This window comes from Paraglaciecola sp. IT1134 (genome assembly GCF_058068185.1).
Genome location: NZ_CM176486.1, coordinates 2,634,031 through 2,650,919, shown reverse-complemented (window position 1 = coordinate 2,650,919; position 16,889 = coordinate 2,634,031). Strand labels below are relative to the sequence as shown.

General features: G+C 45.5%; 10 protein-coding genes. 3 read left to right on the top strand and 7 right to left on the bottom strand.

Annotation, left to right across the window (positions count from 1 at the left end; translation table 11 throughout):
* Positions 1-137 precede the first annotated feature (137 nt).
* Positions 138-1,979: a M2 family metallopeptidase gene (locus tag AC3RV5_RS11445; RefSeq protein WP_489732046.1), complete on the top strand. Its 1,842-nt coding sequence runs from the start codon at positions 138-140 to the stop codon at positions 1,977-1,979.
* A gap of 63 nt (positions 1,980-2,042) precedes the next feature.
* On the opposite strand, the gene AC3RV5_RS11440 is transcribed toward AC3RV5_RS11445, so the two are convergent.
* From AC3RV5_RS11440 to AC3RV5_RS11425, 4 genes are all read right to left on the bottom strand, one after another.
* The gene (locus AC3RV5_RS11440) at positions 2,043-2,558 is read right to left on the bottom strand and encodes a SixA phosphatase family protein (protein ID WP_489732045.1); all 516 of its coding nucleotides are present in this window, start codon (positions 2,556-2,558) and stop codon (positions 2,043-2,045) included.
* A gap of 67 nt (positions 2,559-2,625) precedes the next feature.
* Positions 2,626-5,247, bottom strand: coding sequence for a TonB-dependent receptor plug domain-containing protein (locus tag AC3RV5_RS11435; RefSeq protein ID WP_489732044.1), 2,622 nt, complete (start codon positions 5,245-5,247; stop codon positions 2,626-2,628).
* Between the two features lie 359 nt (positions 5,248-5,606).
* Positions 5,607-6,641, bottom strand: coding sequence for a protease SohB (gene sohB, locus AC3RV5_RS11430; RefSeq protein WP_489732043.1), 1,035 nt, complete (start codon positions 6,639-6,641; stop codon positions 5,607-5,609).
* Positions 6,642-6,736: 95 nt separating this feature from the next.
* Entirely contained in the window at positions 6,737-9,355 is a 2,619-nt protein-coding gene (locus AC3RV5_RS11425) for a VolA/Pla-1 family phospholipase (RefSeq protein ID WP_489732042.1), read from the bottom strand.
* A gap of 258 nt (positions 9,356-9,613) precedes the next feature.
* On the opposite strand from AC3RV5_RS11425, the gene AC3RV5_RS11420 reads away from it, so the two are divergent.
* Positions 9,614-10,357: a YciK family oxidoreductase gene (locus AC3RV5_RS11420; protein ID WP_489732041.1), complete on the top strand. Its 744-nt coding sequence runs from the start codon at positions 9,614-9,616 to the stop codon at positions 10,355-10,357.
* A 95-nt stretch (positions 10,358-10,452) separates the two neighbouring features.
* Here the strand turns inward: AC3RV5_RS11420 and glnS are convergent, their stop codons facing one another.
* The gene (gene glnS, locus AC3RV5_RS11415; protein WP_489732040.1) at positions 10,453-12,129 is read right to left on the bottom strand and encodes a glutamine--tRNA ligase; all 1,677 of its coding nucleotides are present in this window, start codon (positions 12,127-12,129) and stop codon (positions 10,453-10,455) included.
* A gap of 279 nt (positions 12,130-12,408) precedes the next feature.
* On the opposite strand from glnS, the gene AC3RV5_RS11410 reads away from it, so the two are divergent.
* On the top strand, positions 12,409-13,434 hold the full coding sequence (locus tag AC3RV5_RS11410) for a LacI family DNA-binding transcriptional regulator (RefSeq protein ID WP_489732039.1): 1,026 nt from the start codon (positions 12,409-12,411) through the stop codon (positions 13,432-13,434).
* A gap of 20 nt (positions 13,435-13,454) precedes the next feature.
* On the opposite strand, the gene AC3RV5_RS11405 is transcribed toward AC3RV5_RS11410, so the two are convergent.
* Both AC3RV5_RS11405 and AC3RV5_RS11400 read right to left on the bottom strand, forming a co-directional pair.
* On the bottom strand, positions 13,455-15,188 hold the full coding sequence (locus AC3RV5_RS11405) for an alpha-amylase family glycosyl hydrolase (RefSeq protein WP_489732038.1): 1,734 nt from the start codon (positions 15,186-15,188) through the stop codon (positions 13,455-13,457).
* Positions 15,185-16,693, bottom strand: a complete 1,509-nt coding sequence (locus tag AC3RV5_RS11400) for an MFS transporter (protein ID WP_489732037.1) — start codon at positions 16,691-16,693, stop codon at positions 15,185-15,187. Before AC3RV5_RS11400 ends, AC3RV5_RS11405 begins: the two co-directional genes overlap by 4 nt.
* Positions 16,694-16,889 lie beyond the last annotated feature (196 nt).

The window sequence follows — 16,889 nt, the reverse complement described above, 5'->3', positions numbered from 1 at the left end:
AAATTTAATTGAGCATTTCATGTTAACTGCATCAGTTAACCTAAAATTAGCGCCACAAATTATGGGATCACACTCGGATATTCCTCAATGTCAGGTATAATCTGCGTGGATAATAATAAAAATACAACGGGGGAATCATGGGTCATAAACTTAATTTAATTACTGCGCTTTTTGTTTCGGGTGCAATTAGCGGGTGCACAGAGACCGAATTTCAGTCAACCGGGACACTAGTCGAGCCCGCTACCCTTTCAGTGCCTCAGGATGCCAAAGCATTTACCGAACAAGCCCAACAAGAACTTGCTAAATTGCAGACTCCGGCAGCACAAGCGGCCTGGGCCTATCAAACTTATATCAATCAGGATACGGCAGCGGTCTCAGCTTATCTATCGGAAAAGCATTCCAGTAAAGCCTCGCAACTGGCTAAACAAGCTGCCCGGTATAATAATATGCAAGTCGATCCCGACACCAGACGCAAACTCGATTTAATGCGCAATGGTTTGGTTTTACCGGCCCCGGCGGCGGCAGAAAAATCCGAACGTTTGTCAAAAATCACCTCGGAGCTGGAAGGCATGTATGGCAGTGGCAAATACTGTCGTAGCGAGGATGATTGCATGCGCCTGACCGATATGAGCAACATCATGGCCACTGAACGGGATCCGGCCCTATTACTGGAAATGTGGCAAGGTTGGCGTGAAGTCTCGCCACCCATGAAAGCCTTGTATGAAGAAGAGGTTGCCTTAGCCAATGAAGGCGCCCAAGAATTAGGTTTCGCTGATATTAGTCAATTATGGCGCGGCGGATACGATATGCCAGCAGATGATTTTTCCGTCGAACTGGATCGTTTGTGGACTCAAATCAAACCTTTCTATGATGCCTTGCACTGTCATGTGCGTGCTGAGTTGGGTAGAGAATACGGTACCGATATTGTTCCCCAAGATAAACCCATACCCGCCCATTTACTGGGAAATATGTGGGCCCAAAGTTGGGGGAATATTTATGACATTGTCAAACCCAAGCAAACATTAACCGTGATTGATGTTACCCAAGCCTTGGCTGAAAAAGGTTATGACGAAATAAAGATGGTAAAACAAGCGGAATCTTTTTTCTCCTCTTTGGGTTTTGCCCCCCTACCCGAGACCTTCTGGCACCGATCATTATTTAGCCAGCCAGCGGATCGGGATGTGGTGTGCCATGCATCGGCTTGGGACATAGATGACAAAGACGATCTACGCATTAAAATGTGTATTCAGCTTACTGGTGAAGAGTTTTCTGTCATACACCATGAGTTAGGGCACAACTACTATCAACGTGCCTACAAGGACCAACCTTTACTTTATCGTAATTCAGCTAACGACGGCTTTCATGAAGCCATTGGCGACACCATCGCTTTGTCAATTACCCCTAAATATCTGCAGGAAATTGGTTTGGTGAGCGGCATCCCCGATGCATCCAATGATATAGGTATGTTGCTTAAACTGGCACTGGATAAAATCGCTTTTGTACCTTTTGGCTTGATGGTTGACCAATGGCGTTGGAAAGTATTTTCAGGCGAGGTTAAACCGCAAGATTACAATGCAGCATGGTGGGAGTTACGTGAAAAGTATCAAGGGGTAATGGCTCCTGTTGAGCGACCTGCTGATGCATTTGATCCCGGGGCAAAATACCATGTGCCGGGTAATACCCCCTATACCCGTTATTTTCTGGCACATATATTACAGTTCCAGTTCCATAAAAAACTTTGCGAAATAGCAGGTAATACGGATCCTATCCATAGGTGCTCGATTTATGGCAGTAAAGAAGCAGGTCAGGCATTGAACACTATGCTCGAAATGGGTCAAAGCCAGCCCTGGCAGAAGGCCTTGGCATCGTTAACCGGTAGTGAACAAATGGATGCCCGGGCGATACTGGATTACTTCGCACCGCTGAAAACCTGGCTCGATGAACAAAATGTCGATCGTCAGTGTGGCTGGGAAGGTTAGTCTAGACAAATAAGCCCGAGGTCCGAGGCCTTATACCAACAGTAATGTATGATAAAAACCGATCTACCGGATCGGTTTTTTATTAGGCCGTCTAAAATAAATTAGCTCGGCACTGCCATCGTGCAACGCTGTCCAGGTCAAAATCGACAAGTTCAGGTGCATATAAGCTGCCGTTGCCAAGTTTGCCGACTGGTTGTCTGCACCGCAGTACCCTTTAATATTGAGTAATACGTCAGCCAAATCAGCCAAGTCAGGGTTATGCCCAAATAACCAAACATGCTGAATGTTATTGGATAGCGTTTTTAACCAGCTCAATTGGTGCTGCCAGGATTTTTGGTATAAATCAGCGCTCAACACCAAGCTAGTTAACGACAAATCGTAGGCTTGCAAATAAAATAACGCCGTACTGTACGAGCGACAGGCAGGTGAACTGACGATTATATCAGGGGGCGGTAACTCACAATGCTGGGCCATAAATTGTGCCTGCTTGTAGCCGCGTGCATTCAGGGGCCGGTAGATATCCTCAAGATCATATTGCCAATTTGATTTAGCATGGCGAAACAAGGTCAGGGTTTTCAATCAATAAACACCTCATATAAAAAAGGGCAATTAGCCCTTTTTTAAAAAACCTAATTAAACCTAACGTCTAAAAGGAATAAACACCTTTCACATAGTAGTAACCACCGTTGATACCTATAGGTGAGGTAGTAGGATACTTAGAACCGGCGACTTCGGTGTCGTATAACACGTTCCGATCCGGTCTTTCATCCAAGGTATTTTTAGCCCCTAGTGTGACCAGCAGATTTTCCGATATATGATAGCCAAGTTCCAAATCCAAGGTGTATTCTTCACTCACCTCTTCTATCGGTAAACCTGCGTCAATATGATCTTCGAATATTTCGCTATAGTAATTTAATCTTGCTAGCACCCGCCAGTCACCATTAGTGTGATTGGCCGTCAAGCTGTATCGATATTCAGGCAAGTTATCCTCTATCATTCGGATGCGGGTATCCGAGATATTTTTTACTTCTTGACCATCTACCATAAAGGTTTTAACTGAGTCTACTTCGGTATCGGTCCAGTTCGCAGCCAGTGAAAAGATGGTATCCCCCCCCAACATTTCTAAGGAATAATTAGCCACGACATCGATACCCTCAGTGGTAGTGGTAAAGTCATTGGTAAAAAAGCTCACCTCACTAAAACTGGAAGCATCCGTCACGCCTTGAGTCAACAGTTCGGCAATGTCCTGTGCAGTGAGCTGGATACCTGAAGTGGTACTGATGCGATTTTCTAACTCGATGTTGAAATAATCCACAGTTATAAATAAACCGTTGTCGAAATTTCCGACCAGACCCAAACTGAAGCTGGTAGATTCTTCTGGCTCCAGGGGGGTTGCGCCTTTTTGGATCGCAATAGGATCCGAAGGCGGTAAGGTGGCACGGTCAACCAAACCCGCAGCTGAGAACGCCGTGGTGACGTTCCGTACATTAGACTGGCCAATAGTCGGAGCCTTAAAACCAGTAGCAACCGCACCTCGTAACGCCACAACATCAGTCAGCTGCCATCGCGCCGATACTTTGCCCTTAGTGGTATTGCCAAAATCAGAAAAATCTTCATAACGGATCGCGGCGCCCACCATAAAGTCTTCGGTCAAATAGGTTTCAGAATCCACATACAAAGCCATGCTATTTCGGCTGTTTTTACCCTGGAACCGCGCCGCTAATCCCGGAAAACCATTAGAGCCAATTCCAAACCCTTGGGCAGCCAACGGCCCCACTTCATAGGACTTGGGATCACCCGCTATGGCTTCAAATGATTCGTACCGATATTCGAAACCACCGGCCAAAAACACATCTTCAGCTAAACCAAAGTCAAATGACTGATTGATGTCGACGTTAAAGCTGGCTTCTTCCTGGATATAACGACCAGGTTTGAACGAAGTGGGCGTTGAAGGGCCCATTGACGGATTGACCGTATTACTAATAGCATATTCAATTTCATTGTTGCCATAGTAGGTACTGACGTCATAATTCACCTCATTGCCAAGCGTACCTTTAGTGCCCACAGCAAGGGATGCATCAGTCACAGTGCCACCAAATTTGGGGGTAAATCCACCAGGAAGTATTTCGTTAAAGGCAAAACAATCCGGGTTATTGGCAACCTCGGAAATATAACGAGGGTTATCTAACACATTATCGCCTACTCGAATATCCGTAGGGCAATTACCACTCATATCAGCGGTCAAATCCCCTACAAGCAATAATTGGTAACCTTCACCCTCACTAATAGTACCATCACCGTCGATGTCAGCAGGTTCTTTACCACCATCATTAACGCCACCTCTGTTGTGCGGGTTACGGTAGTAGAAGCCTCCTTCGACTTCACGTGTGGCGTAATTGCCAAACATATATGCCTGGCTGTTACTGGATAACTCCAGCCCCAAATTGGCAAACAATTTAAGATCTTCCTTAATCTCCGGGCTGCCCCAGACTTGCGCCGGATTCAATATATTGTTATTCCCTGCAGCACTCAAGGCCGCCGCATCATCACGCTGTACACTGCGAGAAGTGGGATCCGATTCACGATATTCCAAGGAGAAATTAGCAAATCCGTCAGCACTTAGTGCCAGTCCAACATTTCCTGCAACTTGCACAGCATTGCCGTCACCTGCGTAATATTGGCCACTGTTAAATTCTACTGCTCCGCCTTCGGAATCATCTTTTAATACAAAGTTGATCACCCCGGCAATTGCATCTGAACCGTATTGGGCGGCAGCGCCGTCACGCAATACTTCTACTTGTTTTAGGGCAATGGATGGGATAGTTGAAATATCTGGTCCCTGGGCACCATCAGATATTTGCCCACCAAGAAAGGTAATAACCGCTGAGCGATGGCGACGTTTACCGTTAACCAGGATCAACGTGTGATCCGGCGCCAATCCTCTTAAGTTGGCAGGTCTAACCAGGGTGGAGGCATCGTTTATCGGTTGGTCGTTAACGTTAAACGACGGAATAGCCGATTGCATCATTGAGGTAATATCAGTGGAACCTTGGCTTTTAAATTCTTCTGCACTGATGATATCAATCGGGACCGCAGATTCTCCAACAGAACGTGGTGCCGAGCGCGAGCCTACTACTGCAATTTTTTCAACATCTGCTGAGTCGTTGGCCGTCTCTTGGGCGATTGCAGAATTCATCGCTGCAATCGTAGCCGAAGCAGCAAAAATAAGTCGAATGTTTGTCGTTAATTTATTTAGCGGTGTGTTCATTATCGTTCCAAATTAAGGTAATTGGTTATCGCTATGTTTAAATTATTTTAGGAATTGCCAGCTGGCGCAGACAGTACATAGCTCTCTTGCTGTTCCATGGACAAACGCAACGTTTATCTAGGGTGCCTTATTATGTATAGGATAATTAATTCAACTTTCAAACGGATTGTGCAGTATTGAAGAGTCAGCGAACACTAACAGTGATATATTCTATTGAATGCGCATTAAAAGGCATTATGTTAATGAGAATAATGATTAAGCGATATATTGATAACATGAAAACTATTTAGGAATAGAAAAAATCTAAAAACGCCAACAACGTTGTTGGCGTTTGCACGTAGGTCAGAATAAAGTGCAGTTTATTTCGTTAACGACTGGCTCTTGCTCCATAAACGCATAAATATGTTACTGACTGCTGCACTAACCGAAATCCCAAACTTTTCGGCCAAATTCTTTTTCACTGAATATTTGACTGAATAGATCTTTTGGTTGGCGTTAGCCGTGATCAGATAATCATCAGAGGTCTGAATTTTATCAACTAACCCCAATTCCAGCGCTTTGCTGCCATACCAATATTCACCTGTTGCAACCTTGTCAATATCCAATTTTTCTCTGTGCTCCTGCACAAAACCTTTGAACATCTGATGTACGTCTTCCAGTTCATTGCGAAATTTTTCACGTCCCTCTTCGCTATTTTCGCCGAACATGGTCAGGGTACGCTTGAACTGTCCCGCGGTATGTTGTTCGAACTCGATGTCATTTTTCTTCAACAGTTTATTAAAATTCGGTATTTGCGCAATAACCCCTATTGAGCCAATGATCGCAAATTTGGCCGCTAATACAGTATCGGCAACACAAGCCATCATATACCCACCGCTGGCTGCAACCTTGTCCACTGCTATGGTCAAAGGTATATTTTTATCTTTCAGTCTTTGTAACTGTGACGCCGCCAAGCCATATCCATGCACCACTCCCCCACCACTTTCCAACCTCACTAATACTTCGTCTTTTGGGGTGGCAATACATAAAATAGCCGTCACTTCTTCACGCAAACTATCCACTTCATGGGCATCCATGGAGCCGTCAAAATCGACAACATATAAATTGCCTTTACTGTCTTTTGGTAATTGATTTTTTGCGGCTTTTTTCGCTGCTTTGTCGGCTTTTTTCTGCTCTTTTTGTTGCTTCTTCAATTCTTCTTTGGTGCTGATCAGATGGTTAGCTCGCTCTTTTACTTCTGTCAGACGGTCTGAAATTGAATCGATCTCGAGATTACCTTTAGGTCGTTTATGCCTGGTGGCTAAGCTAATCACGCTTCCCACCACGATCAAAATGGCGATGACCAAGGTTACTGTTTTTGCAATGAACAACCCATACTCGTACAAAAATTCCAAAATTAACTGCTCCTACTATAAGATTTCAAAGGATATTGGGGCAAAAATGTAAAAAAAAAGCTAGGCCGCAGCCTAGCTTTACAATTAAGACTAATCTAGTTAGCTACTACTGACTCATCGGCAATAATAATATTCGTACCGTCACTTAAAAAATACTGCACAGCCTCATTTTGCAATTCAGCCGTGGCCCCTGCACTAGGTGATGGTCTTAGCAGTGACTGATGTTCACCCTCTTTGAAATAAACCACACCATTGTGGGTGCTATCGCTTTCAATAGTGGATGAAACCTGAGTCAGCCCCATCAGTTTGGACAAAGGGATCCCACCTGACAGAGGCAAAGCTGTTAGCACGGGGTTAACCTGGTCCGTTAGCGCTTCAGAGCCATCATCATTGGTGCCCCCACCTACCATAAGCTGCATCAAAGTGGGTGTGGTTTCGGTTAGACTCGCAGCAAAGTTAACCGGGTCTCCAGCATCCATAACCGTTTGTGCGGCAAAGGCAAACGAAGAAAACGTGGCGTTGACGGCCGCTAACTGTTCTTCTGTCAAACCGGCGGCGAAGGCCAAATAGGCGGGGCGCAAGGCATCTTCAATCGACAACTCGTTTGCAGTCGCATATTGGGTCAGAAAAGCCACAAAATCCTCAGATGAAGCTGCTAATAACGAGCCTTTAATCAAGGGGCCAAAATCGGCAGATTCAAACAAGAAATTGGCCACGCCTCCAGCAGGTACGTTCAATACAGCGGTGTTAATGGCATACATGCCATTAAAGGCGGCGAAATCTCCGGGTAAACTGGCGTTAGCGGTGGCGACCGAGCCTGTGCCCGTGATAGACCCCAGACTTTGGGCGATAAAATGCACTTCGCTCAAATCAAGGTCGATCAAACCTGTGGTATTTTCGATGGCATTAAGTGACAACCTGAAACCCATCGTATCTACAATGCTTTGACGGATATTATCTCTTGCCGTCAACAGACTGGATAAGTTCATATAATCCGTGGCCGAATGAGTGGTCGCACTGACCACACTGCCATCGGCCAGAGTGAAACCACGCTGGCCATGTAAAGGGTGATCGATAGCTGCCGAAGCAAAACCTGCTAATGACAAAGCAGCTGAAAGAGCTAAGGTATTTTCCTTGGCTCCGGTGATACCATGCTGGAATATCACTACAGGCCAACCTGCAGCAGGTTTAGTTACTAAAGGGATCGCACCACCATTAGCTGCGGAAAAAGCGGCGATGACCGCTTCATTGGGTACAGTAAATTGTACATTGACTGTTTCGCTACCCGCCTCATTATAAGGTGTGAGGGGATCATCAGCATTCGAACCACGGGCCACGGGTAAAGGATTAACCTTGGTTAGATGGCGAGGGTCATCGATGCCTAACGAGGTGAGATCTAAATCATACAATTGGCCGTCCGAGGCCAATTGACACAATGCATTGTTTGGTCCCACAGCGCCAGCTTGAATCAACCCTCCAACGGCTTCTGCGCCCAAAGCACGCAGCATAGCACCATTAGTACAGGCAGCACGCCACCAGTCGCCCAAGGGATCTACTGGATTCAAATAATAAGGTAGCTTGACTTGGCCTACTACACGGGTTGCTGCACACAAAGGTCCTGCAGTGGTAAAGGTTTCTGTAGCAGCGCCGTTTAATGGCGAATCAGGATCTGCAATAGCTGCCATCAACCCGTCACAGGTATTTAAACCCACTGCCGTCAAACTCGCTAATTGTTCCGCAGACAAAATACTAGGTGCTAAAAATTCAAATGCATTGGGTCCAGAGGCTGGCACAGAAGTTGTAATGGCCGGTAAATATTGAGCAGCAATGGCCGCTGCTGCCGATGCATCTGCACCTTGGGCCGAAGCGGCAGCATAAGCCTGAGCATAGCCGGCTATTTGCAATTGTTTAACGGAACCTATCACTGTACCGGTGGACTGAGTCGAAAAATAAGCAGCATAAGATACCTCATCTCTGTCAAGACCTGCTGGTTCAAGGACGGCTACTAAGCGATTTACCAAACCTTGCAGTTGTAGCTGCTCATCAGTGACAAGTGGGGCCGTATCTATATCCTGGCGTACCAGATCCCAGGTAGTAGAACCCCTGACTGCTTTACCATCAGTGTCCTTTACCTGCTCGGTGACCACTAACATATGCCCTTGGGCAGGGGCTAGGGGTTTTAAGGGGATTACGTTTATCGATCCGGAACCAGGTGTATAGGAGGTTACAAAGTCTTCACCGTATTGCAACTCGTCACCTAAGGCACAGGGTATACCCGGTGCTGGTAACGCAGCAGCGATCGCGTCACAGACTGGATCACCTTCACCCTCTAGTGCTTGAGTAGCTTTAAAAATCCGCACAGCACCAGTTGACAACGAACTGGGGTCTATATCAACACCAGTAGGTAAGGTAACGCGAATGGCAAAAGGATGCTGAGTGGACCAACCGTCCAGGGCGCTTAAAGCATGCTCCGGATTAGCAGGATCAAAAGTGTCCGTGCCTTCGGTATTAATTGTGAAATCAAAAAATGTCCCTTGGGGGATCATAAGTAAATCGTTAGGTACGTTTAAATCACTATTAGCCGGATCAAACACCACTCTTACAAAGGGTTTGGCAACCGGTGTATCATTTTTTTGTTCATCTATAGAATCGCCACCACAACCCGTTAATCCCAGGATTGCCGTAATACTCGCGCTGAGTAACAGTTTTTTCATCGTATCTCCCTAATTTTATTATTAATTGACTATACAAGTAGCTAATAGTGAATTTACAAACCTATGCTTGTAAGATCAAAACTTTATAACACGTTAGACCAGTGTTTGTATGGCAATATTATTGAGTTTATTGAGGATTTGCAAAGGTTTGTTAACAAGCCGTCATAATATTTGGCCAACAGCGCCTTTTTTATTTTCGGTAGGATATTTTCACTTCTAAATGATAAAATTAGTAAAACTTTATGGGCGCAGTATTATATGAACAAATATCAACCAAGACCAAATTTTTTGGCGGACAAAACCATTTTGGTCACAGGGGCCGGTGACGGCATAGGTAAAGAGGCCGCATTGCATTACGCACAATACGGAGCCACTGTTATTTTGTTGGGGAAAACCGTAGCCAAGCTAGAAGCGGTGTATGATCAGATTGTCGCAGCAGGCGGCAGCGAGCCCGCGATAATTCCTCTGGATCTTGCTGGGGCAACCGTTAAACACTATGCCGATATGGCTGCCACGATCGACAACCAGTTTACTACCTTAGACGGCGTCTTACATAACGCCAGCATGTTAGGACACCTGGGGCCTTTTGGCCAAATAAGTGAAGGTGATTGGCAGCAGATTATGCAAGTTAATCTAAATAGTCAGTTTTATATGACGCAGGCATTATTGCCTGTGATGCAAAAAGCGCCTAATGCTTCGATGATATTTACCACATCCAGCGTAGGTCTAAAAGGCCGAGCTTATTGGGGAAGTTATGCGATTTCCAAATTCGCCACTCAGGGCATGATGGAAGTTTTAGCCGATGAATATGAAAATAGCAACATGCGTTTTAATTGTATCAACCCAGGGGGTACCCGCACCAAAATGCGTGCCCAAGCCTTTCCAGCCGAAGACTCAAGTAAATTAAAAACAGCCGCAGACATTATGCCGCTGTATTTATATTTAATGAGTCAAGAAAGCCAGGGTGAAACCGGAAAAACCTTTCATGCTCAACCCAAATAGTACTAGTAGGCTTTCTAAATAAACTAAAAAGCCCTTAAATATCTGAATATTTAAGGGCTTAAACATTACTAATGGTAGTGGCCGATAGCCGGGTCTTAATCGCCGATTTTAGCCCAGGTATCGCGCAGACCTACAGTGCGGTTAAACACTGGCTTTTGGGCGCGGGAGTCCTTGTCCAGGCAAAAGTACCCGGTGCGCTCAAATTGAAAGGTTTGGATCTTCTCGTCATCAAAAGCTAGCGCACCTAAACTGGCTTCCACCCAGCCTTGTTTGATAGTCAGTGAATCGGGATTAAGACTGCTGACCAAGTCTTCTTCTGCGACGGGATTGGGCACAATAAACAGCGGATCATACAAACGTATTTCAGCAGGCTTGCCATGGGACGCTGATACCCAGTGGATCACGCCTTTAACTTTACGCCCGTCTTGGGGATCTTTACCCAAGGTGTCAGGGTCATAACTGCAATAAATCGTCGTTATCTTGCCCGTGTCATCCTTCTCCACGCGCTGTGCTTTGATCACATAAGCATTACGTAAACGCACCTCTTTGCCCATTACCAATCGTTTGAACTTTTTATTGGCCTCCTCTCGGAAATCTTCTTGCTCGATGTAGATTTCACGCGTAAAAGGCACCGCCCGTGTTCCCATTGCCTCATCATTAGGATGGTTAGGGGCATCAAGCTGCTCCACTTTATCTTCAGGAAAGTTTTCGATGATCAGTTTGACGGGCTCCAGTACTGCCATGGCCCGAGGGGCGTGTTCGTTTAACTCATCTCGCAGACAGGCTTCCAGCATGGCCATTTCCACCAGGTTGTCCATTTTGGTTACGCCAATACGTTTACAAAACTCACGGATAGAAGCGGCGGTATAACCCCGTCGACGCAAACCGGCAATCGTTGGCATACGGGGATCATCCCAACCCACGACGTGTTTGTCTTCTACCAGTTGGATCAACTTGCGTTTACTTAACACCGTGAACTGTAAATTCAAACGGGAAAATTCATACTGATGCGGCACGGTTTGAATACTGATATTTTCCAGAACCCAATCGTATAAACGACGGTTATCCTGAAATTCCAAGGTGCACAAGGAATGGGTGACCCCTTCAATCGCATCCGAAATGCAATGCGTAAAGTCATACATGGGATAGATACACCACTTATCACCTGTTTGGTGATGGTGGGCAAATTTCACCCTGTATAGCGCGGGATCGCGCATACACATAAAGGGCGAGGCCATATCGATTTTGGCCCGCAACAAACACTGGCCTTCAGCAAATTTCCCTGCTGTCATTTTGGCAAACAACTCAAGGTTCTCACTTACCGAAGTATCACGATACGAACTGTTTTTACCCGCAGTGGTTAAGGTTCCCCGTAATTCACGCACTTCAGCCTGAGTAGAAAAGTCCACATACGCCAAACCTTTTTCAATCAGTTCGATGGCGTAGGCGTGCAACTGGGCAAAATAATTGGATGAATAACGGGCCTCACCTGCCCATTCAAAACCCAGCCAATGCACATCTTTTTTGATCGCGTTGACATAATCGATGTCTTCTTTTTCTGGATTAGTATCATCAAACCTAAGATTGCACAGGCCCTGATAGTCCGCGGCTATGCCAAAATTTAAACAAATCGACTTAGCATGACCAATGTGCAGATAACCATTAGGCTCTGGTGGGAAACGCGTATGCACCACTGTATGACGACCTGCTTGCAGATCTTTATCAATGATTTGACGAATGAAATTGGTCGGACGACTCTCGGTCTCGGCCATTAATTATTACCCCTAACAACAACACGGTGAAAACGACGGATATTATACCAGTATCTTGGCTTGGCAAAGTGCTTTTCTCATAACCGGTATCCATTCACCTATCTGTCATCTCTTTTACCATCCAGATATTTAGATGATGAATATCATTAACTTACCTTCGATACTCCGGCGCTGATATAGACAAAATCGACATTTATTTAAAGATATCCCACGCTCCCTAGTGTATAACTGATGAATATAAGTAAATAACCCTTTTTTGTAGTTGGTTAAACTTCCTTTATGAAAGACAAAGCGACTTCCTTTGACATTGCCCACCAAGCGGGCGTTTCTCAATCTACCGTCTCCAGAGCGCTTAGAAATAGCCCATTGGTAAATAAAGAAACCAAAGACAGGGTGCAGGCGATCGCCCAGCAACTCAATTATAAAGTGGATAAAAACGCCAGTAATTTGCGTCGTCAACATAGTCAGACTATTGCCTTGTTATTATTTGAGGATCCCACTTCCGACAACTCGCTGATCAATCCGTTTTTCCTTTCTATGTTAGGCAGTATTACCCGTGCCAGCGCCCAGGCAGGATACGACTTATTGGTATCCTTCCAAAACCTTAACGATGACTGGCATGCAGAGTACGAAGACTCTAATAAAGCCGATGGGATTATTTTGCTCGGTTATGGGGATTATGTCGATTACCGGACTAAACTTACCAAACTGGAAGAACAGCATACCCACTTTGTGCGATGGGGTGCTCATGACGTACAACACCCTGGCGTTTCAATCGGCTGTGATAATTTTCAGGGCGGTTTTGACATTACCCGGCATCTTTTGGGTTTGGGTAAGAAGAATTTTGCCTTCATCGGTGGTGCAGACAGCCACGCCCCGGAATTTATGGCGCGTTTTATGGGCCACAAAGAAGCAGTCAAACAAGGGGGAGAGGTAGTCAGTGCATTGCAGGTTGACGCGATTTCTACCGAAGACTCGGGGTATGATGCAGCCACTAGCCTGCTAAGCCAAGCACATCAACTGGATGCAATAGTATGTGCCAGTGATTTGATTGCTATAGGCGTGCTTAGGGCACTGCGAGATCATAATATTCAGATCCCCGCACAAATTGCGGTCGTGGGTTACGATAATATACCCGTGGCAAGCTTTGCCAATCCAGCTTTGACCACAGTTAAACAGGACACCAAACAGGCGGGTGAAATATTAGTCAACAGTTTACTCAGACTCATTGCCGGGGAAAAAGTCGAACACTACCTCATGCCTGTGGAGCTGGTCATCCGTCAGTCATGTGGGGCAAAACCATAGGTCCTGGTGCATAATCAAGATTACTTGTTTTGCATTAGCAAACTGAGTTGGGTAAGCAAACCGGACTCTTCGATTTGGCCCTGTCGTATCCATACCTGCACGCCATGGGGGCTGACCTGGGTTTTTAATTGAGCATGCTCAGAATTTATGTTTGTATTATCGCCACTGATCTGTTCAATCCAATTCCCCTCTTGTAAGTATTGATTAATCACAAAATCAGCTGCCGTGTCCCCTTTATTCAATAACACCAGCGCAGTCTGAGCTTCTTCTTTTCGCTGGAAAATACGGTAGAAAGCAGCTTTGTGCCCCTGGAGCTGAATGTTTAACTGCAGACCATTTTGCAGGGCGACATTATTTTTGCGCAAATTCGCAATGCGCGACAAATTCTGCTGGATTTTATGTCCCGGCGCCTGATTGATATTTTCTTGCCCCAGGTAATTTCGGTTGCCTTGATGTTCAGCTTTCCCGCGCATGAAGCCTATTTCCGAACCCTGATAAATAACCGGAATACCGCGACTGGTAAACAACCAGTTATTGGCATCGATAAAACCTTGGTCGTTAGCATTCATCCTGGGCATATCATGATTGTCATAGAAAATAGCCAATTCATATGGATTAGCATAGGGGCCATGCGTCAAGTGTAAATAGTCTTGTAGCTGAGCAAAGTCACTGTTGTGATGTTCAAAAACATCCGTAATGGCTTTTTGTCCTGGAAAGTCCAGGACACTGATAGCGCCATTTTTCGCCAGAGTATGTTGGGCAATAAAATTAGCGTTATAATCAAAACTTTCCCCAAACATGTAAAATTGTGGTTTTACTGCCCGGATACGCTGGGCCATGGTTTTCCAAAAGTGGTGAGGCACATGTTTAATGGTGTCTATCCGAAAAGCATCCGCCCCCTGCTCTATCCAATATAAGTAAGAATTGATCAAATAATCTTGTAATTGCTGGTTCTCATCATTCAAATTAGACAGTTGCATGATGTCAGGGGTATTGTGAAAAAAAGCATGCAACGGGTTGTTGGCATCCAATTCTGCTGGGCGCAGATTTTGATGGTCTGCGACTAATTGCCCCTGTTTGTCATAAAGTTCAGCATATTTGGGCTGATCTACAGGCATAGAAAAAGACGGTGAGCCATGATTGGCCACGATATCGAAGACCGATTTCAAACCATATTCACTGCGCATTTTGGTGGAATATTGCTTATACCCCAGCCCCGCAGAAGGATAATGTTCATCTATTTGATAAAAATTGGACGCCCAATAACCGTGATACCCGGTTTTACCACCGTCTTTAAATGCCCCGCCAAATTCGATAGGCTGCCCTCCAGCGAAACTTTCATCAGGATTATCCACTATTGGGGTCAGCCACACCGCAGTGAATCCCATGTCACGAATGTAGGCTGCATTGTTTAATACACCTCGCAGATCACCACCTACATAACCCACATTGGCCGTCTGACCATCTGCGGACGTCAAGGGCAAATTAAAGGTGGGGAAAGCTCCTCCTTGCAGTGGTTGATTATTTCCGCTGTCCCCATCAACAAAACGATCGGTCATCACGAAATAAATGGCTTCCCTGACAAAAGGGTTGTCACTACCATAAAACTCAGCCTGGTCCTTTGGGTTATTTATCTGCTTGGTAGAGGTAGAGTCATAGTGGTTACTGCAAGCTGAAACCGCCAAGCTACTGGCAATAAGCCAGGTGAGACGCTTTTTGGTCAGTGGGTTCATAGTTTTAGCTAAGATAATCATTCTGGGATCTTCACACGTAACGTGGCTAATCCGGCAATTAACATACTGCAACCACCCACAACCAGTGCATATACGGGTTCATTATCAAACACCTTAGTGATCAAAAACCCCAGAATGCTGGCGGCCAATATTTGTGGAATAACAATAAAAAAATTGAAGATCCCCATGTAGACACCCATTTTGTGGGAGGGCAGTACATTGGATAAAATCGCATAGGGTACAGACAAAATGGATGCCCAGGCGAAACCGACTCCAACCATGGACAGCACTAACCAGGCGGGATCGTCAATAAACAAAAAGGAAATAAACCCTATGCCGCCCAAGCTTAAATTGATCATATGGGCAAACTGTAAGTTCAACATGCGTACAATCACGGGGATAATGATAGCGGCAAAAATCGACACGCCGTTATAAGTCGCCATCAAAATCGAGACCCAATCTGCACCTTCATTGTAGGCCACTGAGGTTACATCTGTGGTGCCATAATGGTGGGCCGTAACCGCAGAGTTGGTGTAAATCCACATGGCAAATAACGGGAACCAGGAAAAAAACTGTACCACTGCAAGTTGGCGCATGGCTTGTGGCATAGTAAAGAGATCGCCCATCACTTCCACAAAACCGTTTGTTGTACGACCACTTTTACCTAGCATGCCTGCAACTACCTGACATAAACCAAAACCTATCAGTCCGGCGGCCAAAATATACAGATTTTTATCCAACTGCTCGATATTGGTTACAATGACCAAATAGGCTGCCACGCCAACCAGGGAGTAAATAGTGCCACCTACAAAATACTGGCGGGGCGTTCTTGCCACTTCCTGCACTGCATGAGTCTTTTTTGAATGGCTGACCGCTTCATCAAACGCTTTGAGTTGGGCTGGTGAATACTCTTTAGTAGACAATACGGTCCACAACACCGCAATAAAAAATATACTGCCACCGGCATAAAAGGAAAACTTAACCGAATCTGGCACCACGCCAGCTGCTGCCACATTACTGATTTCAAACCAATTGCTCATCATCCAGGGCAAGGCCGAAGCTATGACCGCCCCTACCCCGATAAAAAAGGTTTGCATGGCATAACCCAGGGCACGTTGTTTTTTGGGCAACATATCACCAACAAACGCTCTAAAGGGCTCCATGGAAACATTGATTGAGGCATCCATGACCCATAACATACCCGCCGCTAGCCAAAGTGTCGGGGAGTTAGGCATGATAAATAAGGCCAGACTTGCAGCTATGGCTCCAAACAAAAAGTACGGTCGCCTGCGACCTAATCGGTTCCAAGTGTTGTCGCTTAAATACCCTATTATAGGTTGGACTATCAGGCCCGTTATCGGGGCCGCGACCCAAAGCACCGCCAGATTACTATAATCGGCTCCCAGTGATTCAAATATTCGACTGACGTTTGAGTTTTGTAGGGCGAAGCCAAATTGGATCCCCAAAAATCCAAAACACATATTCCAAATCTGCCAAAAATTTAACTGAGGTTTTGATTGTTGCATGTATGTTTCTCTGATGTAGATGGACTGCTGATGCGGCCTAGTTAGGTAAGATAGGGCGTGGTCACCGGTCAATAATTTAAAATCAAACCCGAGCAATGATTCGCATTCTAAATTGCCTTACCCAAAACAAAGCAAGAAGACGCTAAAAAGCAATGGCTTGGATCATAAACCGTGGTTAAAACATTCGTTACGAACA